The organism is Chryseobacterium viscerum, assembly GCF_002899945.2.
GTDB classification, from domain to species: Bacteria; Bacteroidota; Bacteroidia; order Flavobacteriales; family Weeksellaceae; genus Chryseobacterium; species Chryseobacterium viscerum.
The window spans coordinates 1-18,947 of the sequence record NZ_PPEG02000011.1 but is presented as its reverse complement, the minus strand read 5'-3'; the positions used below and the strand labels follow the sequence as shown (position 1 = coordinate 18,947).

General features: G+C 32.5%; 23 protein-coding genes. 11 read left to right on the top strand and 12 right to left on the bottom strand.

The genetic code is table 11. The features are described from left to right. Positions 1 to 28 precede the first annotated feature (28 nt). The 5 genes from C1634_RS22515 (at position 29) to C1634_RS22495 (ending at position 2,382) form a co-directional block, all read left to right on the top strand. The gene (locus tag C1634_RS22515; RefSeq protein ID WP_103234020.1) at positions 29 to 388 is read left to right on the top strand and encodes a hypothetical protein; all 360 of its coding nucleotides are present in this window, start codon (positions 29 to 31) and stop codon (positions 386 to 388) included. 69 nt (positions 389 to 457) lie between these two features. Continuing rightward, positions 458 to 733 carry a YHS domain-containing protein gene (locus tag C1634_RS22510; protein WP_109739162.1) on the top strand — a complete coding sequence of 92 codons (276 nt, stop codon included), beginning with the start codon at positions 458 to 460 and terminating at the stop codon, positions 731 to 733. Then, positions 720 to 1,409, top strand: coding sequence for an SCO family protein (locus C1634_RS22505; protein ID WP_103234022.1), 690 nt, complete (start codon positions 720 to 722; stop codon positions 1,407 to 1,409). The genes C1634_RS22510 and C1634_RS22505 overlap by 14 nt, the downstream gene beginning before the upstream one ends. A gap of 96 nt (positions 1,410 to 1,505) precedes the next feature. After that, positions 1,506 to 1,838, top strand: coding sequence for a hypothetical protein (locus C1634_RS22500; RefSeq protein WP_103234023.1), 333 nt, complete (start codon positions 1,506 to 1,508; stop codon positions 1,836 to 1,838). Between the two features lie 229 nt (positions 1,839 to 2,067). Then, complete coding sequence (locus tag C1634_RS22495) at positions 2,068 to 2,382, top strand: hypothetical protein (RefSeq protein WP_228410139.1); 315 nt, start codon at positions 2,068 to 2,070, stop codon at positions 2,380 to 2,382. A 293-nt stretch (positions 2,383 to 2,675) separates the two neighbouring features. On the opposite strand, the gene C1634_RS22490 is transcribed toward C1634_RS22495, so the two are convergent. From C1634_RS22490 to C1634_RS22425, 12 genes are all read right to left on the bottom strand, one after another. Beyond that, positions 2,676 to 4,022 carry an MATE family efflux transporter gene (locus tag C1634_RS22490; protein WP_109739161.1) on the bottom strand — a complete coding sequence of 449 codons (1,347 nt, stop codon included), beginning with the start codon at positions 4,020 to 4,022 and terminating at the stop codon, positions 2,676 to 2,678. A gap of 368 nt (positions 4,023 to 4,390) precedes the next feature. Next, complete coding sequence (locus tag C1634_RS22485) at positions 4,391 to 4,804, bottom strand: OsmC family peroxiredoxin (RefSeq protein ID WP_109739160.1); 414 nt, start codon at positions 4,802 to 4,804, stop codon at positions 4,391 to 4,393. A gap of 140 nt (positions 4,805 to 4,944) precedes the next feature. Then, positions 4,945 to 5,304: a rhodanese-like domain-containing protein gene (locus C1634_RS22480; protein WP_109739159.1), complete on the bottom strand. Its 360-nt coding sequence runs from the start codon at positions 5,302 to 5,304 to the stop codon at positions 4,945 to 4,947. Then, positions 5,301 to 5,603, bottom strand: coding sequence for a DUF3817 domain-containing protein (locus C1634_RS22475; protein ID WP_103235620.1), 303 nt, complete (start codon positions 5,601 to 5,603; stop codon positions 5,301 to 5,303). Before C1634_RS22475 ends, C1634_RS22480 begins: the two co-directional genes overlap by 4 nt. A 1-nt stretch (position 5,604) precedes the next feature. Then, a complete protein-coding gene (locus C1634_RS22470; protein WP_103235621.1) occupies positions 5,605 to 6,063 on the bottom strand; it encodes a hypothetical protein in 459 nt (152 codons plus the stop codon). Between the two features lie 68 nt (positions 6,064 to 6,131). Next, positions 6,132 to 6,722, bottom strand: a complete 591-nt coding sequence (locus C1634_RS22465) for a TetR/AcrR family transcriptional regulator (protein WP_109739158.1) — start codon at positions 6,720 to 6,722, stop codon at positions 6,132 to 6,134. A 726-nt stretch (positions 6,723 to 7,448) separates the two neighbouring features. Beyond that, positions 7,449 to 8,381: a hypothetical protein gene (locus tag C1634_RS22460; protein WP_103235218.1), complete on the bottom strand. Its 933-nt coding sequence runs from the start codon at positions 8,379 to 8,381 to the stop codon at positions 7,449 to 7,451. 1,147 nt (positions 8,382 to 9,528) lie between these two features. Continuing rightward, positions 9,529 to 10,386 (bottom strand): tail fiber domain-containing protein, encoded by an 858-nt coding sequence (locus tag C1634_RS22445; RefSeq protein WP_103235215.1) that lies wholly within the window; start codon positions 10,384 to 10,386, stop codon positions 9,529 to 9,531. 439 nt (positions 10,387 to 10,825) lie between these two features. Continuing rightward, positions 10,826 to 12,346, bottom strand: a complete 1,521-nt coding sequence (locus C1634_RS22440; protein WP_109739157.1) for a tetratricopeptide repeat protein — start codon at positions 12,344 to 12,346, stop codon at positions 10,826 to 10,828. A 195-nt stretch (positions 12,347 to 12,541) separates the two neighbouring features. Then, on the bottom strand, positions 12,542 to 12,928 hold the full coding sequence (locus tag C1634_RS22435; protein ID WP_103234748.1) for a nuclear transport factor 2 family protein: 387 nt from the start codon (positions 12,926 to 12,928) through the stop codon (positions 12,542 to 12,544). 49 nt (positions 12,929 to 12,977) lie between these two features. Continuing rightward, the gene (locus tag C1634_RS22430) at positions 12,978 to 13,367 is read right to left on the bottom strand and encodes a nuclear transport factor 2 family protein (protein WP_103234749.1); all 390 of its coding nucleotides are present in this window, start codon (positions 13,365 to 13,367) and stop codon (positions 12,978 to 12,980) included. Positions 13,368 to 13,378: 11 nt separating this feature from the next. Beyond that, entirely contained in the window at positions 13,379 to 14,275 is an 897-nt protein-coding gene (locus tag C1634_RS22425; RefSeq protein WP_103234750.1) for an SDR family oxidoreductase, read from the bottom strand. A gap of 455 nt (positions 14,276 to 14,730) precedes the next feature. Between C1634_RS22425 and C1634_RS22420 the strand changes: the two genes are divergently transcribed. From C1634_RS22420 to C1634_RS22395, 6 genes are all read left to right on the top strand, one after another. Next, positions 14,731 to 15,366, top strand: coding sequence for a Crp/Fnr family transcriptional regulator (locus C1634_RS22420; protein ID WP_103234751.1), 636 nt, complete (start codon positions 14,731 to 14,733; stop codon positions 15,364 to 15,366). Positions 15,367 to 15,479: 113 nt separating this feature from the next. Further along, complete coding sequence (locus C1634_RS22415; protein WP_103234752.1) at positions 15,480 to 16,322, top strand: DUF5777 family beta-barrel protein; 843 nt, start codon at positions 15,480 to 15,482, stop codon at positions 16,320 to 16,322. Position 16,323: 1 nt separating this feature from the next. Next, positions 16,324 to 16,665: a hypothetical protein gene (locus C1634_RS22410; RefSeq protein WP_228410138.1), complete on the top strand. Its 342-nt coding sequence runs from the start codon at positions 16,324 to 16,326 to the stop codon at positions 16,663 to 16,665. 5 nt (positions 16,666 to 16,670) lie between these two features. Next, positions 16,671 to 17,213, top strand: coding sequence for a YceI family protein (locus C1634_RS22405; protein WP_103234754.1), 543 nt, complete (start codon positions 16,671 to 16,673; stop codon positions 17,211 to 17,213). Next, positions 17,213 to 17,740 carry an ankyrin repeat domain-containing protein gene (locus C1634_RS22400; protein ID WP_103234755.1) on the top strand — a complete coding sequence of 176 codons (528 nt, stop codon included), beginning with the start codon at positions 17,213 to 17,215 and terminating at the stop codon, positions 17,738 to 17,740. The genes C1634_RS22405 and C1634_RS22400 overlap by 1 nt, the downstream gene beginning before the upstream one ends. Positions 17,741 to 17,743: 3 nt before the next feature. Further along, complete coding sequence (locus C1634_RS22395) at positions 17,744 to 18,490, top strand: T9SS type A sorting domain-containing protein (RefSeq protein WP_103234756.1); 747 nt, start codon at positions 17,744 to 17,746, stop codon at positions 18,488 to 18,490. The last annotated feature ends 457 nt before the right edge of the window (positions 18,491 to 18,947 follow it).

Sequence of the window (18,947 nt, the reverse complement as noted above, 5' to 3'; positions counted from 1 at the left end):
AGTAGTAATTTTATCATCGCAGAATCTAATGAGACTTCTACTATCTTTATTTATTGTTTTTACCATTGCTGTACGGCCGATCATGCCGGTCTACAACTATGTAGTCAACTATGATTATATCGTTGAGAACTTATGTGAAAACAGAGATAAACCCGAATTATCATGTAACGGAAAGTGCTTTTTAGCAAAAGAACTTTCAAATACTGAAAAACAGTCCACACAAACATTCGCAAAATTGATTAGTTTGGATATTTTTGTTCCCAATGATATTTTGTCATTCGATAGTAGAACAGAATACATTCATTCTATACAATCCATTCAAGAATATATTAATTTGTATCATTCAAGATACATTTTCACCATTTTTCATCCGCCCCTCTTCAGTTAAATTATTGCATTACTTGTATTTTGATTTTTTTCAAAATACTATTCAACAAAATTTAACAAATCTTACCTAATGAAATCAACAGTAATTTTGATAGCAGTGCTGTCATTATCCCTAACGTCTTGTAAAAAAGAAGAAGAATTTAAAATTAACCACAAAAAATCGATGACCGCTGGCGTCGACATAAAAAATGTGAAGGTGGTCAATGAAGAGGATCCCATCTGCAAAATGAAAACAGCTCAATATCTAAAAGATACTGCAGTTTACAAAAATAAAATCTACGGATTCTGTTCATCTGGCTGTAAAGAAACATTCAAAAAAACTCCAGAGAAATATGCAACCAAATAATCATTCAGAAAAGAAGAACTCAGCAATTCGAAAATTTGTTGTTCCTACGTTGGTCTTTGCAGGTCTGTTTGCAGTTATTTCTTTTGGAACCGGATACTTCAAAAAAGAATTGTACTTGGTCATGAAAGTTCCGAATTTTGAACTGACCGACCAAAACAATGAAAAAACTTCTAATAAAGATATGCTGGGCAAAGTGTATCTGGTAGAGTTTTTCTACAGTACCTGCCCTACGATATGCCCGATTATGAATAGCAATCTGAAGCACGTAATGGAGGAAATCGACAGTCCTGAACTTGGAGTGATCTCTATCAGCATCGATCCTGAAAATGATACCCCTGAGATTTTGAAGGCTCACGAAAGTAAAATTGGTATCAAATCTACCAACTGGCATCTTTTAACAGGCGACAGAGATTATATCGGAAAAATTGCCGATCAGTTCAATATTTATGTCGGTGATAAAGATGACGATTCTGAAAGCCTGAACCACAGTGGTATGATTGCATTGGTAGATCAGGAGGGGAACATAAGATGCCGTTTCGGTAAAAATAATGTTCCTATCCTCTATTATTCAGGATTGAATTATGAAGATCCCGAAGGACTCAATACGGATCTTAAAGGAAAATACCATCCCGACCGAGAACTTTTGATTGAAGATATTAGAAAGCTCCTAAAATAATTTCAAATTCTATTTGAATATGATTTTCAGCTATTAACAGTCACTTTTTGGATTAAGATTCTGAAATATTTAGTTTCCATATTAATCATTTTCACGATGACAATGCGACCTGTATTGCCACTGATTAACTATGCAGTAAACTATGATTATATTGTAGAAAACCTTTGTGAAAACAAAGCAAAACCTGAACTGATGTGTAATGGTAAATGCTATGTATCCAAAGAATTGACCAAAACAAATCAGGAACAGACGACTCAAAACGGTCATAAAATCTCTGTTCCTTCGATTGATGTTTTTTTGGTTGCTGAAGATTTCAAATTTACCCACTCGGACATCGATAGTATTCATCAAGACTCTATCAGTACTTTCTGTACGGATCCTTATCATTCCGAATACCATTCAAAGATATTACATCCACCTTCAGTTTAAATGACTCTCATTCTTAAAAAAAGAGAACTTTTAAGCAATTAGATTAAACCTAGTAGCAACATTATTATTAATGTCTGCCATTATCATCCGTGCGCCAAACCTCCGGAAAACAGTGTAATCCCGATTGAAATCACAAAGAAACATAATCAACCAAAACAATTTAATGAAATCCATTTCAAATACTCCACTAAAAAAAAGTTTTATAAAAAGCTTTCCCCTACTCTGTTTTATGACAATATCTAATTGTTTTAAAGCTCAGAATCAATCAACTGACATTGTATCAAGTGCTCACATCAATACAGAAGTTTTAGGGAGCAACCGCGGTCTGGCCTTTCAAATGATTATTGATAAAAAAATAAAAAGCGTCCCCAAACTCGGTTTCTTCAGTGTCACTTCTTTGGTAGGAGAATGGGGTGAAGATAAAGTGAATGATTTTATGACGCAAGCCAGTCTTACTTATGAGATTGTAAAAGGACTGAAGCTCGCCGGTGGTTTTCATGTGACGCCTATAAAAGGGATGCGGCCGATTTCGACACCGTCATAAACCAATACCGCAATGTTGGTCTTTCTGTCTTTAGGGAAATTAAAATTTTCTTTTGATTTGTTTTGTGCTTTCACATTAAGTGATAATAGAAAAAATAGTGAAAACAGTGAAATTTGCATGAGCCTCATCTGATTTTTTTTAAAAATTAAAATTATATTGTTTAGGCGAGATAGATTATGCCGGCTAAGCTATCTTACGCCTTTGCAAATTTAATTCTGCAATCCTTTTCAAAAATTACACTTATGTTTCTTTTAATTGTACTTTTAAGCTTATCTCAACAAAAATCTACGTAATTAAACAATCTTAATAATGTACCTGAACCTTAGATACAGTAACACTGATGACGCTAATAAACCTAATGTCAATCCATACCAAATTCCATTGATACCGAAATGCAAATAGACCCCTAAAAAGTAACTGAATGGTAAACCTATCAGCCAATATGAAATGAATGTTATTAATGTTGGGATATTAACATCTCCCACCCCTCGAAGACTTCCCAAACCAACAACCTGTGCACCGTCAAAAATCTGGAATATTCCTGCAATGATCAATAGTTGTGATGCGATCACCAAAACTTGAGCATCGCTTGTTATAAGGTACGGCAGATATTTATTAAAAACCATAAAGATAATTGCGAAGAAAAGCATGAAAACAACAACTAAATGATAAGAAGCTTTTGCAAAATTCTGAATTCGGCTGTAATTCTGTTTTCCAAAACTATGACCAACTTTAATGGTTGCGGCAGACGCTATGCCACTGGCCATCATATAGGTCATTGCAACTAAGGTAATCGCAGTTTGATGGGCAGCTTGTTCAGTTGAACCCAATTGACCAGCCATCAAAGCGGCAACTGCGAATGCTCCTATCTCAAAAACATACTGCATTGCTACAGGGATCCCTATTTTTATAATAGCTACTACTCTTGAAAATTCGACTAACTTTAAGGAAAAATGCTGCAAATACATTTTAAAATTTGATGACCGAAGAACGTACCATGCCATTACCACCATCATTAAAAAGCGGTCGATCAACGTGGCAATTCCAACCCCTTTGACACCCATAGGAGTGATTCCAAACATTCCTTTAACCAAAATAACTGCTAAAATAACATTAAGTACATTTCCCCAAATGGTTATATTCATAGCCTGCTTTGTGAATCCCAAACCTTCAGCAAATTGCTTGAAAGTTTGAAAGATCATTAAAGGAAGGATTGACAAACTTAAAATTAAAAGGTATGGCTTTGCCGTTTTTACAACCTCCGGATTCTGCCCGGTATGCTGCATGGCATATGCTGAACCAAAATATACCAATAGGAAAAGAAGGATAGCTGATGCTACATTCAGCCATAAGCTGTTAGAGAGAAGACTTGCACAATTCCGATAGTTTTGTTTTCCATTCTCCTGTGCTATGAGCGGTGTCAATCCGTATGCTATACCCAGCCCTATGACCAATACGACCATAAAAACTGAATGCACTAATGACACTGCGGCCAATGATGTTGTTCCTGCAAAATGACCAATAATGACGGTATCGACGGTCTGTACCAAAGTGTGACCCAGTTGTGATATCACTACAGGACCTGCTAATGCTATCGTACTTTGATAATAAATTTTATTTGATGTATATTTTTGTATCATTTTAATCAATTAAATTAAGAATAATATTTCCTGGTGTACATAATCTATTTGACTGCATTTTTTTATTGAATTAGTGCTGCAAAAATAGACTACTGCATATCGAAATTTACTACCAAATTTTAACAAAAAGTTGCCATTTTGATAAAACTTCAGGCTTATTTATGTATAATATAAAAGCACCCATTTTAGGATGCTTTTTAGTAAATTCAACCTTGTGGATCAACAAAGATATAAATGTCTATATCAGGTTACTTTGTTGATTTTTAGGAATAAATGTATTTGTAATGTTTCTAATATAATTAGTCACTACAAACTTATAATTGTCTTTTCAATTTCTACTAATAAAACGATTTTGAAAACCTATTTTGTTATTGTATTAAAGCTGCCTCTAAAGTACTCTCAGCTTTCAAGACATTTCCAACAGGACACATTTCTTTAGCTTTCAGTGCAAAATTTTGAAATTGTTCTTCCGTTATACCTTCAATTTTAGCTTGTAACGATAAGTTGGAATTGGTGATTATATTGTTGTTGATTATTAATGAAACGGTTGTTTCAAGATGGTCGGCAGAAAATCCGTTTTCTCCCAAAATATAACTCAACGTCATTGTAAAGCAAGAAGCGTGAGCAGAAGCCAACAATTCTTCAGGATTGGTAAAAATTCCATCATTTTTCGCATAAGAAGGCTTGAATGAGGTGTTATTTAATTTTGAATTTTCCGTTGTGAAATGTCCGTTTCCTTGTTTGAAACTTCCTTGCCAAAAGGCTTTGGTATTTGTTTCCATAAATTTAATTTTAATAAAATTTTTATAATACAAATTTACGATACCCTTAAAATTTTCCTTCTACCAAATGTTTATGATAAAATGCCATTTTGATAACTAATCTAAAATTCCTTAAATACTATATAACAAAAGAGCAAATCTCATTTCTGAATAATAATTTTCTCAAGGTCAGACCAAGCTCCACCATTGAAAACATTTTTAAATCCTTTTTCTTTTAAAATACTTTCCACTTTCACACTTCGCAGGCCGTGAGAACAAACCGTGATGTAAGTTTTAGTGGAGTCAAGTTCGATATACCGTTCTCTGATGCTTCCGAGAGAAATATTTGTTGAACCTTTAATATGTCCCATTTCAAATTCCTTTTCAGTTCGTACATCCAGAATTACCGCTCCATTTTCTATCTTTCCGGCAAGTCCTTCGTCAAGTTTTGCAAAGCGATAAATTCTGTACGAAGTATAAATCAATAGAAGAATTCCGCCTATGATGTAGAGTTTTTTCATAATTTACTTAATATTTTATGGTCTATATAAAATGTTCCAAAAGGAATAAAACAAGTCAAAATAACCTTCCATGTAGTTGTTTTAAATTTCCAGTTCTGCTCTACACCAACACTTAAAGTATTGAAAAGAAAAAGTAAAAATATGGTGCCGTGAATTGGTCCCATAATTTTGGTTAAACTAGGATTTCCGAAGTAATATTTCATTGGAACTGCAATGCATAGCAATACTAATAATGAAACGCCTTCGAGAAATCCAATGATGCGTAATCTTCCGATTTTTGTTTTTAATAAATGTATCATATTATCTGAAATAAGGTCTGTTAGCAAACGGAGAAAATGGCCAAGGAATAGCAATGAAAATGATGATGAGCGAGATTGAAAACCAAACCAGCATCGTTTTGTATTTTTCTCTATCAGTAGCTTTTCTTTTTGATGTTGCAGAACCGATGGTAATCAAAATGATTGCAGTAAGCATTAGAAAAATATGAATCAGACCAAAAAAAGCAATATCTAAATTATGAATGGCCTCGTCGAAATTGTTCCAGAAATATTTAATTATCGGACTTTTCATATAAAAAATGAACCCAATGATCAATTGAATATGAGCAATCGTTGCAGTCCAATGTCTGAAATTATTATCCGTTTTGGAAAATTCTAAGTTGGAAACATATCCTTTATAAGCGCGGTAGATGGAATAAATTAAACTTGCCAAAACAAGCCAGCGCATGATAGAGTGTAAGAATGTAAGCGTTTGGTACATCGTAATATTATTTAACGATGCAAAGATAATAAAAACATACTAATTAGTATGTTTTTGATTTTAATAATTTATTTTAAACTTGTTAAGTAGGTTTTCAGCTCTTTTAAATAGGAATGATAGCAGTCTGTATTGCCATAGAGTTTCCCAAAATTCCTGATTCCCCAATAGCCTGACATGATGAAATACGAAGTTTGTTCAGGGTCTACGTTTTCTCTAATTGTTCCGTTTTCTTTAGCAATTTTTATACTGTTTTCAATGGTTTTCTGCCATTCCAAAATGATTTCAGACAATGCCTTTCCAAATTCCACATTCCACGGTGTCATCTCTTGCAACAAATTACCGGCTGGACAACCAAATTCTAATTTCAAAAAAGGATTTTCCAAAAGTAATGCGTGCGTCATATCATAGATTTCCTTAATTGGATCCTTAGCATTTTCTAAGGGTTTTATGAAATCATTTTGCATCGTAGGCTTTACAATTTCATTGATAATCGCCAAACCCATTTCATCTTTGGTTTTAAAATGATAATAAAATGCACCTTTTGTAACCTTTGTTGTTGCAATGATCTCATCAATACTTGTCGTTTGGTAACCTTTGGTATAAATAATTTGAAACGCTTTTTCAAGAATCGTAAATCGTGTTGCTGATGATTTTTTCATAAAAGATACTGGTTGGTATTATTTACAAAAGTAATTTAAATTTATCATATTACACTTTCATTTTATTCATCGGAAAATCAATTCTTATATTCTAAGTTGTTAGAATAAAATAAACACATATTATTTTTAATAGTAATAATTTATATTTTAAAGAGGGTAAGATGTGGGGTACTTTTTTTTTGTAACTCCGTCCAAATTTATTTCCTTTGCTTTAAACTTTGAGTTTTAAATGATTCTAAAAACACAATTAAATCATTACAGATATTCTTGGAATACTTGTAATAATTTTCTTTTATATCCGACTCGATTAAAATAAAAAGATAAAAATACTTTTAAATATGATTTAAAAGCAAAAGATTCAAAATATTCTATAAATTTGAATTTTCGACATCAATATCAACTGTTGCACAAAATGCATTCAATCATTTGAAGCATGCTTTTAATAGTACTAGCTAATGCTAGAGGCTTGTCCTCCAATGATAATGATAATAGCAATTAATCAAATTTCATTGATGGAAGTTAAATTATTAATGTTCCCTAATTTACGAATTCACCTTTTGATTGAGAACAAACCTAAAAATGCCTGGGAATATCCAACAGGTCGTTTATTACAATTATTCGTACACTAATCCACTTAATTAACTAAGTCAATCTATCATAATAAGCTGCCAAAATTTTTAAAAATTTTGGCAGTTTTAAGTAGTTTATTTAACTGGATTATTCTTTTTATTTTTCATATAATTGAAAAGAAAAATCCTGTACGTATTGAGTGAGCAGATAAGGAGCATTCGCTACGAAATTACCAGCAGAAGTTCCTGTATTTGCTTTAAAAATATTAGGCCCAACATTATAATAAATCTTTACAATATTATTAGTGGGATTCAAGTTAATTCCTGACAAATCTGCTGTTATTGACTTCGAACGATTATGAGTATTACCACCACCCACGGGAACGCTGATGCTGCTATCATAGGTTTTCACTATAATATCATTTATCATCACTTTAATCATAAAATTATTATAGAATGCCGTTGGAGGAACAGTATTGTCTTTGTAATTGTACAAAGTATAATAGTCAATATTCATCTGGAGATATTTTTCTGTGTTACTACTTTTTTTATCAAAGGTGAATTTATAAACTTCGTTGAAAATGGTACTTGCTGGAACTGCACACAGAGGTGAACTCGGTGAATAATTTCCAAAGCCATCAAAACAGTTACTGCTTACCAATTCATTATAGCTGTATGACCTACTAAAAGCATTATTAATGTCAAATCCTTTAAGAGAGGTCAATTGATATCCATTGTACGCAGAAGATGGTAATCCGTTCAATACACCTACTACACCAGTGTCACTCGCAACCAAAGTCTTAGTCGCTGTAAATCCGGCTGTCCCATTCACAGGTAGATCATTGATTTTTGTTTTTCCGTTAACTTCTAATTTTTCAGTTGGAGCGATGGTGGCTACTCCTACATTGCCATTTGATGTTACTACAAAATCATTTGTCTGCTGTCCAATTGTTGGAGTATCATTGTTGATGGGATTATCCTTGCCTCCGTCAATATGAAAAGTGGCTTTAGGATTTGCAGTATTAATTCCTACTTGTGCTGTACATAATCCGAAAAGAAGGATTGCTGGTGGTAAAATTGTTTTCTTCATTTGTTTTTATAATTTTATTTTTTACTGGTAATTCTTAATGTTTTTCCTCTTTTGTACTCAAACAAAACTTAATTTTTTTCGGTATCATTCATAAAATATAAAATGTAGTTCGACCGTTATTACATTCAAAAAAACACAAACTTCATAAGCTGTTCGGATCAATTATGCATCTCTTCGTACAATTTTGTGTACTATTACATAATAATAAACTGCTTTTTAGTTGTCTATTTTTTATTTCACGTGTGTTTTTTGTTAGGATGCAAAGAAATGATAAAGCAATATTCCAAAGAAATTTCTTCCCCCACAACGAACCCCCTATTTTATAAACCGTGTATTATCAATACATTAAAATCCTACAACACATATTCTATGTACATTCTGAATGTGTTAAGCAATTGCTAGTTTACTTCGATGAAAAAATTCAGTAATTTAAAAATTGAAATATGGATGATATTAATGAGGCTTGGTATTTATATATTGCCCTGAAGCAACAATGACACATCCAGAGTAGAGTCAACAGCCAATCTTTTTCTAATACTCCTTCGATTATTCTCAATCGTTTTATAAGCTCTAAAAGTAAATTCCGAAATTTCTTTACTAGAAAAACCTAGATAAAGATAGGCGCGTAGTGTCAGTTCAGATACTTTCAATGTTGGATTACGACTAAGTAGATATTTTGTGAAGTTAGGATAGACCTTCTGAAATCGTACCCAAAATTGCGGAGTATTCTTCTCCGCAGATCAATTAATTCAAGTAATGGGTCATTGAATTGGTATTGCAATTCTTGAGTTTCTAAAAGCATATGATTAACAAACTGCTTTTTAGTGGTCTCTTTTTTATTTGACATGTGTTTTTTTATAGGATACAAAGAACATTATAAAATAGTATTTCATTTAAATTCCTTTATACACAACGAACCCTATATTTTACAAACAGTACAATATTAAACACTTCCTATTCTTGCGTAAAATATTTTTCCGCATATATAGAAAAGTTCGCTCGTAATTAAGAGCGAACCTGAACAAAAAGGAATATTATAATTGAGTTTTAAATTAATTTTTTAACTATTTTCTTTGTGTATTTTAGAATCTAACTATTAAAATTATTTACTTAATGATGATTTGAAAATTATTATCATCATTTTGTTTTATTTTCTATAATTTTTTATTTGTTCTTTTAGAAACTCAATCTCTTTTTGTTGTTCTTGGATTGCTTTGGTTAGAACTACTGTCATTTCTGCATAGTTCACACCTAGTGTTTTTATTTCATCATTAGCTGTCGTTACAAGTTCAGGCATTGTAACTTTTAGCTCCTGTGCAATAAATCCCAATTTTTTATCCTTACCAAGTTCTTCATTTTTATATCTGTACTTGATTGTTCGAAGATTTAAAATTTCTTTCAAACCGTAAGGATTATCTGTAATATCTTTTTTAATTCTTATATCAGAAGGAGTTACTGTACCTGAAGCAAGAATATTCCCAATAACATGAATTTTTTCAGTGGGAGATGTCGTTCCTAATCCTAATTTCCCTGAACTTGTAAGAGATAGTATGTTTGCAACAGATGAACCAGCATTATCGGATACAGTTTGAAAATTTAAGTATGGTTCAGTATCATTTCGAGTATAATTGATTTTTAAGACTCTACTTCCAGTTGGCGCATTAACATTTTCAAGATAAAGACCAGGTCCACTCGCATCAAAAGCTGTACTATTGCCCGTAATGGCTATTCCTGAAATAAAGCTATTTGTTATTCCACTCGTAGCGTTAAGTTGAGTAATGTGCAACTGTTGTTTCGGTAATACATTGCCTATTCCAATATAACCGTTATTAAGCATAATCAGGTCATTTGACTGCTGTGTTGCATTTGGAACTCCAGTGTTAGGATTGTCTTTAGATCCATCTACATGAAAAATACCCAGCGGATTTTGGGTATTAATACCTACTTGCGAAAAAGCAGAACCAAAACATAGAATTGCAGATAAGATAGTTACGTTTTTTTTCATTTTTAACTCTATTTGTTTACTTATAATAATTATTTATATCAGAACCTTTAAAAAGCAATTTATTATATTTTAGACACTGCAATTTTAGCACTTGGCCAGTTACTATATCTTTAAAAACTAAAATAGCCCCTATATTTAGTTTTTTTTACACAAACAAACTGATGTTTATTTTTCCAAATAAGTCTTCTGTAACATATTCTACAAACTACTTATATCATTAAATTTTATTTGAAATATGTCATTCATTATTAGGATACAAATAAAATTATAAAATACTATACTTATCTCGATTTAGCCCCCACAACCAACCCCTTATTTCACAAAATACTAATTATCAGCTCATTAAAACCCTTAAATTATTATCCTGCAAGCATTGTGAATGGAATAAATACAACTTATTTTATTTCGAAGAGAAAATACAGTAATATGAAAATTGAAATTATGAATAATCTTCAATAGGCTTAGTATTTTTTATATTTTCCTGAAGCCATAATGACATATCCACAGTAGAGTCAATATCCAATCTCTTCCTGATATTTCTTCGATTATTTTCAATTGTTTTATAGGCTTTAAAAGTAAGTTCTGCAATTTCTTTACTAGAAAAACCAAGATATAGATAGGCACATATTGTCAGTTCAGATACTTTTAATGTTGGATTACGACTAAGCAGATATTTCGTGAAGTTAGGATAGACCTCTTGAAATCTCACCCAAAAATGCGGAGAATTCTTTCTTGCAAGATCGGTTAAAGCAATTAAGGAGTCATTCACTTTATGCTGTAATTCTTGAATTTCCAATTGGTGCTCCTTTAACTTTTCTTCTCTATTGTCTATCCGCAATTTGTAGTCACTGAGTTCATAATTTTTTGATCTCTTACTTTTATGATATTTAGCAAACAACATCAAGATAATTGTAGAAAAAACAATTAATAAAACAAGAAGAACAAAATTGCTTTTCAGTGTCTTATTTTTAAGATCATTCTCCTTCCTAACAATTCTATCCAATTCATCTTGTACAATTTTGAGATCAATTTTAGAATCAAGTTGATGTCTTTTTTCAGATCTATCTAAAAAATAGATTTCTTTTTTATAATCTCCTAATTTATAATAGGCCTTTGCTGTTTTTGAATCCACAAAGGCAGAATTCTGCTTAAAAACTTTTTTATTATCTACAGTTAATAAATAATAATCAATTGATTTTTGGTATTCCCCGGTAAGAAGATAGTAATCTCCAAAAATTTCTAAGAATGGAGCGATATATTTTATATTATCAATTGCAGATTGCTCATTTGCACTTATTATATATTGGTATGCTTTTTCAGGCTTTGCCTCCTGAAGATATATCCAAGCACTATAAAAATAAATAAAGGCTTTATAATGCAATACTTTTTTCAGAGACTGATATTTTGATAAAGGAATTTTTTCTATAATTGCAATGGACTTGTCTGCGTGTAGATGAGCCATTTTATAGTTTTCCTTGTCAGAATAATAATCTGCCATATTTATGTGAATCTTTGCCAGCAAAGCTCTAGATTCTGGACCAGAGTGATATTTCAACAATTCGAGCGCACGCAAATTTTGTTTAAAACTATTTTCAGGCAAACGCATTCGACTATAATAATTAGACTGTAAGTCTAAAAATAATGCTTGAAGAAAATAATTTTCCTTAAGCGATTTTTCTGTCATGGCCTTTTTTATGTAGATATGGGCCTGATCAAATTTTCTATAGAATATTAGACCTTTTGCAAGATAAAGATATGCTTCGGCTTTTTTTTCTGAATTGTCTATTGATTCGGCCTTATAGGCTGTCACTGCTGCAAAGTGTATTGTTTTGTCAAAATCAATGTAAATGTTGTCATCTGCTTTCTGTAATAAAATGGAAATTTCTTTATTTTCTTTAGAAGCACAAGATGTAAGAAAAAAAAATATAAATATTATCTTTAGAACGTTTCTTCGAAGCATTTTTTTTAAAATTGTAAAAGATGTTTATGAATTTCTTTAAATAGTCTATAATAGACAGGTAATTTGAAATGTACAGAAGATATTTTTTTATTTGGGAATTACGTTAAAATTGTTTTATAAATTACTTTATTAAACAAAAAAGAGACGGAATAGCTTAAAAGCCAACCGTCCCAATATGTATATTGCAGAGTGTAATTAACCCCAAAACTCGTTCTCAGCATCTTGATCTTCAGAAAATAACCAAACCTGAACAATTTTCTCATTCATAACTTCAAACAAATCAACACCAGTCATATCGACTGTTTTGTCGCCAATTTTACCAGTGAAATGAACAGGAAAAGAAACTAAATTTCCATTAGCCATCAAAGCACCTGTCGGATTGATAACCAAAGAACCTTGGGTTACATCCATCATATCTCCCAACATTTTACCAATAGCATCAAGCCCTTCTTTAATTCCTGAGAACTGATGATTTCCAGGCTGGTGCCATTTTGCATCTGGACTAAAATGTGAAAATGCGGTAGGAATATCCCCTCGTGAAAGGGCTACTGAGTAAGCCGTTACTACTTCTATTGCTGTCATATTATTATGTTTTTAAAGTTTAAATTTTTATTGACTAATGTACAATTTTTCAATTTCCAAAAAACGCATCATCCACCGACTGGTCATCTGAGAATGTCCAAACGTGAACGATTTTACCTTCTTTAACTTGAAACAAATCCATACCTCCCAAATCCATCACTTTTGTTTCTTTTTTGGCTGTAAACCACACGGGAACCGATACCAAGTCTCCGCTTTGCAGCATTGCTCCTGTAGGCTTCACAATCATATTTCCTGACGTATCAGTCATAATACCTTCAAGCATTTGGAAAATCTCACCAAGATTGTTTTTTAAACCAGAAAATTTATTTTTTCCTGGCTGATACCATTTGGTTTCGGGTGTAAAGTTTGAAAATGCTTTCTCCATTTCACCCTTACTCAACGCCTCAAAATAGGCTGCGACAACTTCTTTCGCTTCCATACCATTTTAATTTATTTAATGAAATAATCTTTGTTCTCGTTTGCCCATTGCGATAGCGAAGTCATTTCGACAGGAAGTTTTTCCAAAATTTCGCTCATATTAGAATTGAATTTTGAAGGATATTCTGTTGAATTCTGTAGATTTTCATAATAAGCTGCAACACTGTTTGCTCCTGCCTCTCCTACCATTGGTTTTAATATATCACCAAATTCCTGAGGCTTCAGAGGATAATATACAATCTCTTCTCCTATCCCATTAGAAAATCCTGATGCTAATTCATTCCCTTTCAAGTTTTCCAAACCGCTGATTTTGAAATTATCTGCTTGTAAATCTTCATTGTAAATAGCTTCAACCACAAAAGCACTCACATCTTTCGAAGCAATCCATCCAATTGGCATTGCCTCGGGTGTAGGATAAGCCAGTTTTTTCTCATTGCTAATAAAAGGTGCACAGAAAGGACCCATCATATTTTCCATATAAATGGTAGGCTCTATAATGACATAATCTACTCCACTATTTTTCAAATATTCCTGAACATCCAATTTTACATCGTCAACAGGCGAACCAACTTTTTGCGCTTCTAACCAGCCGCTTGTATTCCAAACGATTTTTTTCACGCCATTTGCTTTAGCTGCATCAATCACATTTTTAGAATATTGCAGACCGTCAAATGGATTAGGAAGAGATACAGGAATCATAAAGGCAATTGCATCTACACCATTGGTAATTTCGCTTATTTTGTCAGCATCAGATAAGTTTGCTAAAACCGGCGTTGCTCCAGCATTAGCTAGCTTTTCAAAACTATTTTCTGAACTTGTCGCAGCAATTACTTCTGCTCCTTTTTTCTTTGCTTCTCCGATAACGTTAAATTGTTGTGAGCCTGTAGCTCCGAATACTAAAATTTTCATATTCAGATTGTTTTATTACATTAATACTTTTACAAAGCTATGCACACCCCCACCTTTAAACAAGTACCCACCTAAAAGTAAACCACTTACCAAAAGGTTAAAATTATTGAATATCAGTATGAAAAATTTTAATAAATCTTTCAAATACTGTCTTGACAATTCTATAAACTTTGATATTGATTACATTTTTAACCTCTTTATTTAAAATCAACATGATTATTAGACTTTAGTTTACAAGAAATTTGTGACTAATATCACAGATATATCAAACAAAGTAATTTTATATTTGCCAAAAATGTAAAATACTTTAAATAGATTATACGAACAAATGCTACTTTTAAAGTAAATTTTTTTTGAATAAATGGTGTTGTTATTTAACGTCATTAAAATATACTTTCCACAACGACCATTTAAATCCCATTAATTCACACTGTTTATAAATTACCGTATTATCTATGAAAAATAAAGAACATGTTAGAAAAATGCTTGAATATGTTGGGGACGATTTTTTTCAGGAACTGGAAGAGTATTCGATACATTCCAACATACCAGCACGACAAGAAATCATCGCTGAAGGAGAAAAAATAGCCTATATCCCTATCTTATTAAAAGGTTCGGTTAAAGTTTACTCGCTATACGATGACAGAGAACTTTTATATTATTATATCAAGCCTTTTGAAACATGCACAATGACCTTCTCATCTATTTTCACAGATTCGAAGAGTCGTATATACGCTTGCGCCGAACAGTCTTCAGAAGTACTATTGCTCCCAACTGCTAAAGTCCTACAATGGCTTTCAGATTTCCCTGCACTTAATCAATTTTTCTTTAAAGAATATGATAAGCGATACACTGATATTATGAGAATGGTCACTCAGGCAGTTTTTCATAAGTTGGACAAACGGATTATCGATTTACTTGCTACAAAAATTGAGGAAAACGGAGGTGATCCGGTTAAGATATCACATAAGGAACTTGCAAATATTCTTGGTACTGCCAGAGAAGTTGTCAGTAGAATATTGAAAAAGTTTGAGAATGAAGGCGTCATAACCCAATCAAATCAATGCATTGGATTTGTAAAAGAAAAATAAATAGAAATTATCTATATCGTGAATATTGATATAAAAAGAGCGCAGTGACAAATATCACCGCGTTTTTTTTTTGACTAGAAGTAAGTTTGCCACCTAGAAATAATTTTAAAGATATGACAAAAACACTGATTTTGGTGTCGATGATCTCTTCGCTCCTGTGTTACTCTCAGGAAGACTTGCTGAAAGATATCGATACAATCTCAACAACAGAAACTTCCCATCCTCCGACATTTAAGGCATTGCAAATTGTCACTGGCCAGTCAACCAAACTTACTGCAAAAAATGAATGGTATGTAGTTATCGCACACCGCTTTGGAGATGTGAGTACCGGATTCAAAAACTTTTTTGGTTTGGATGATGCTTCCACAAAACTCGGCGTTATTTATGGATTGACCGATGCGGTCTCGTTAAGTTTATCCCGAGAAACCAACATGAAAACTTTTGAGTTTGGCGCAAAATACAAACTGCTAAAACAAAATGACAATGTACCGGTAGATCTTGTCGGATACAATGTTATGGCACTAAATACGGATCTGGATACTGAGACTTATCCCTATTTAAATTTTGGCAACAGGCTTTCTTATCTAACGCAAGCACTTATATCCAGGAGATTCAATGAGAATTTTTCCTTACAACTGACGCCGTCTTATGTCCATAAAAATCTGTATGATCCATCAATAGAAAATGAAAATCAATTTTTAACAGGATTAGGCGGACGGTATAAAATTTCAAAAAGGGTATCCATCAACGCAGAGTATTTCGTGAATTTTGACAGTCACAGTTTCTATAAAAACCCTTTGTCTCTGGGTATGGATATAGAAACAGGTGGACATGTTTTTCAGCTGTTATTCAGCAATTCTCAACTGAATTCAGATATTGGTTATCTGACTAATGCAACTGGAAAGTGGGAAAAAGGGCAGATTTTCTTTGGTTTTAACCTTTATAGAGTATTTTAAAATGAGAAAAACTATTTATCTAACAGGATTCCTTCTTTGTGCTATAGCTTGTGAAAGCAATACATACGAGGAAATCTCAGACAATACACCAATTGCAGATTTGGTAAGATATGAAACTAACGTGAAGCCCATTATTGAAAACAGCTGCATAAGCTGCCACTCTTCTTCCAGTTTTAAACCATTAAGTAATTATAACGAAGTAAAAGATAATATTGACATTATTATCAACAGAATTCAAAGGCCCAATGGTGATCCATTAAGAATGCCACAGGGTGGCTCAATGTCATCAAATCAAATTAATCTTATCGTCAAGTGGAAAAATGACGGTCTAATTGAAAAATAAATTATATGAAAAATCTAACTCTAATCATGGTGTTCTTCTTATGCAGCAATCAGATTATAGCTCAAAAATACAGTTCTAAAATTGGCAAAGTAAGTTTTGAAGCGTCGTTGCCTATGGTCGAAGACGTTTTTGCACAAGATAACAACAATACAGTGATCCTAAATGCTGACACAGGAGATTTAGCCTCACTATCATTAGTTAAAAACTTTAAATTCAAAGTAAAATTGATGGAAGAACATTTCAATGAAAACTATGCAGAAACAACAAAATACCCGAAAACAACCTTCAAAGGTAAGATCTTGAATTTTGATAAAACAAAACTAAGTGAAAACCCACAAAAATTTACCCTTCAAGGCGTATTGAATTTTCACGGTGTCAATAGAAATATTTCTTCAACAGCAACGATCTCATCAAAGGACGGAAAGATATATATGAAAGGTACTTTTATTGCCAAAACAGGAGATTTCAAAGTCACCATACCTAAAATGGTTATGAAAAAGGTGGCTGAAAATGTGAATGTAGAATATAATTATATACTTATCAAATAATGAGAAAATTAATTTTGTTTGTATTGTTCACCTGTAGTTATTCTTTCATATCTGCCCAGGAAAGAGGAAAATCAGTATTTGATGTTGCAAGAAGCGGGACGGTTTCAGAAATAAAAGAATTAATGATACAAAATCCTGATATCATCAACCAAATCAATGAAAACGGATTTTCTCCTTTGATTTTAGCTTGTTACAGAGGTAATACAGAGGTCGCAAATTTTTTGATAGATAATGTGAAAGACCTCAATTATAAAAGCCAGGAAGGAACTGCTTTAGCCGGACTTTCTATCCGCTACAACAAAGCTCTGGTAGAAAATCTGCTGAATAAAAATGCAGACCCAAATATTTCTGATAGTACTGGAACAACGCCTCTGTTTTGGGCAGTAAAATCTGGAAATAAAGAATTGGTCGAACTGCTGCTAAAATACAAAGCAGATAAAAAACTCAAAGATTCAATGGGACTATCCCCTTTCGAATATGCATTAAAAACGGATAACAAAGAAATTATTAATCTTTTAAAAAATTAGTTTATGAAAAAAATATTACTAACTGCAAGCGTAGCTTTAGCAACAATTGTTCAGGCACAATTTAGTTCAGGCATCGTCAATTTAGGAACAACAGGAATGACCGTAAAATTAGACACCACACCTTCCTTAGTTACACTTACACTTACAGGTGCCGACAATTCTTACTTGGGAATTGGCTTCGGAAATGCTGGTATGGCATCCGGCTCAGACGGTTTTATCTATAACTCGACTGCCAACAGAGATTATTCTTTCAACGGAATTGGTGCTTTCCCGTCTGCTGACTCTTCACAAGATTGGACTGAGGTAAGCAATACCACGTCTTCCGGCATAAGAACTGTGATTGCAACAAGGTCTTTGTCTGGTGGAACAGGTGATATAATGATCACAAATACTGCTGGAGTAAAAAATATTTTCTTTGCCAGAGGTGGCTCTACAACAATCTCGCAACATAGTGGTACCAATAGAGGATACGCATCCTTAAATATGACAGCTACATTAGGAACACAAGATATTGATTTAGAAAGTGCCAAAATTATTTTTTATCCAAATCCTGCAAAAGATATAGTTACTTTCAAAAATCCTGAAAAAATAGAGTCTGTTGACATTTATGAATCGACAGGAAGAATGTTAAAATCTATTAAATTACAAGGTAATAGAATAAATATCTCAGCATTAAAAAATGGTGTTTATTATATAGAAATAAACTTAAATAACAAAACTCAGTTTATAGAAAAGCTAATAAAAAATTAGGCTATACTTACGATCTAAAATACCATCAGGCTTTAACTAATTTTTCAGTTAAAGCCTGATTTGGCTATAGACAGTCATTGATTGTTTCAAATTTGATCACATACTGGTATCTGTACCAAGCGTTCAAGAGTCTGGTGCTTTTCAGAAGCATTGATTCAAAGCTGAACCTTCTTTTGGATATTATTTCATTTAAGAAAAAATATTAAGAACTGCAAAAATGACCCGAACTTTCACTCAAGATATCAATGTCAGAATCATGACAACTGGTTATAAGTTTGAAGGTGGCCTTCAGGACGAAATTAATTTCGCAATGACCTTATTTATTAGAATTGAAGACTTTCCCTTTTTCAAACAGTTAATAAATATAAAATACACTCTAATACACTAAAACTTCTTTAGCATACAGCCAAGGACTAAGTCCATTTAACGATTTATGCGGATGATTACTGTTGTAATC

What these genes read in the sequence shown, in the direction of transcription:
- C1634_RS22515 (WP_103234020.1), top strand. Translation starts at nt 29, where the DNA reads ATGAGACTTCTACTATCTTTATTTATTGTTTTTACCATTGCTGTACGG.
- C1634_RS22510 (WP_109739162.1), top strand. Translation starts at nt 458, where the DNA reads ATGAAATCAACAGTAATTTTGATAGCAGTGCTGTCATTATCCCTAACG.
- C1634_RS22505 (WP_103234022.1), top strand. Translation starts at nt 720, where the DNA reads ATGCAACCAAATAATCATTCAGAAAAGAAGAACTCAGCAATTCGAAAA.
- C1634_RS22500 (WP_103234023.1), top strand. Translation starts at nt 1,506, where the DNA reads ATGACAATGCGACCTGTATTGCCACTGATTAACTATGCAGTAAACTAT.
- C1634_RS22495 (WP_228410139.1), top strand. Translation starts at nt 2,068, where the DNA reads ATGACAATATCTAATTGTTTTAAAGCTCAGAATCAATCAACTGACATT.
- C1634_RS22490 (WP_109739161.1), bottom strand. Translation starts at nt 4,022, where the DNA reads ATGATACAAAAATATACATCAAATAAAATTTATTATCAAAGTACGATA.
- C1634_RS22485 (WP_109739160.1), bottom strand. Translation starts at nt 4,804, where the DNA reads ATGGAAACAAATACCAAAGCCTTTTGGCAAGGAAGTTTCAAACAAGGA.
- C1634_RS22480 (WP_109739159.1), bottom strand. Translation starts at nt 5,304, where the DNA reads ATGAAAAAACTCTACATCATAGGCGGAATTCTTCTATTGATTTATACT.
- C1634_RS22475 (WP_103235620.1), bottom strand. Translation starts at nt 5,603, where the DNA reads ATGATACATTTATTAAAAACAAAAATCGGAAGATTACGCATCATTGGA.
- C1634_RS22470 (WP_103235621.1), bottom strand. Translation starts at nt 6,063, where the DNA reads ATGTACCAAACGCTTACATTCTTACACTCTATCATGCGCTGGCTTGTT.
- C1634_RS22465 (WP_109739158.1), bottom strand. Translation starts at nt 6,722, where the DNA reads ATGAAAAAATCATCAGCAACACGATTTACGATTCTTGAAAAAGCGTTT.
- C1634_RS22460 (WP_103235218.1), bottom strand. Translation starts at nt 8,381, where the DNA reads ATGAAGAAAACAATTTTACCACCAGCAATCCTTCTTTTCGGATTATGT.
- C1634_RS22445 (WP_103235215.1), bottom strand. Translation starts at nt 10,386, where the DNA reads ATGAAAAAAAACGTAACTATCTTATCTGCAATTCTATGTTTTGGTTCT.
- C1634_RS22440 (WP_109739157.1), bottom strand. Translation starts at nt 12,346, where the DNA reads ATGCTTCGAAGAAACGTTCTAAAGATAATATTTATATTTTTTTTTCTT.
- C1634_RS22435 (WP_103234748.1), bottom strand. Translation starts at nt 12,928, where the DNA reads ATGACAGCAATAGAAGTAGTAACGGCTTACTCAGTAGCCCTTTCACGA.
- C1634_RS22430 (WP_103234749.1), bottom strand. Translation starts at nt 13,367, where the DNA reads ATGGAAGCGAAAGAAGTTGTCGCAGCCTATTTTGAGGCGTTGAGTAAG.
- C1634_RS22425 (WP_103234750.1), bottom strand. Translation starts at nt 14,275, where the DNA reads ATGAAAATTTTAGTATTCGGAGCTACAGGCTCACAACAATTTAACGTT.
- C1634_RS22420 (WP_103234751.1), top strand. Translation starts at nt 14,731, where the DNA reads ATGAAAAATAAAGAACATGTTAGAAAAATGCTTGAATATGTTGGGGAC.
- C1634_RS22415 (WP_103234752.1), top strand. Translation starts at nt 15,480, where the DNA reads ATGACAAAAACACTGATTTTGGTGTCGATGATCTCTTCGCTCCTGTGT.
- C1634_RS22410 (WP_228410138.1), top strand. Translation starts at nt 16,324, where the DNA reads ATGAGAAAAACTATTTATCTAACAGGATTCCTTCTTTGTGCTATAGCT.
- C1634_RS22405 (WP_103234754.1), top strand. Translation starts at nt 16,671, where the DNA reads ATGAAAAATCTAACTCTAATCATGGTGTTCTTCTTATGCAGCAATCAG.
- C1634_RS22400 (WP_103234755.1), top strand. Translation starts at nt 17,213, where the DNA reads ATGAGAAAATTAATTTTGTTTGTATTGTTCACCTGTAGTTATTCTTTC.
- C1634_RS22395 (WP_103234756.1), top strand. Translation starts at nt 17,744, where the DNA reads ATGAAAAAAATATTACTAACTGCAAGCGTAGCTTTAGCAACAATTGTT.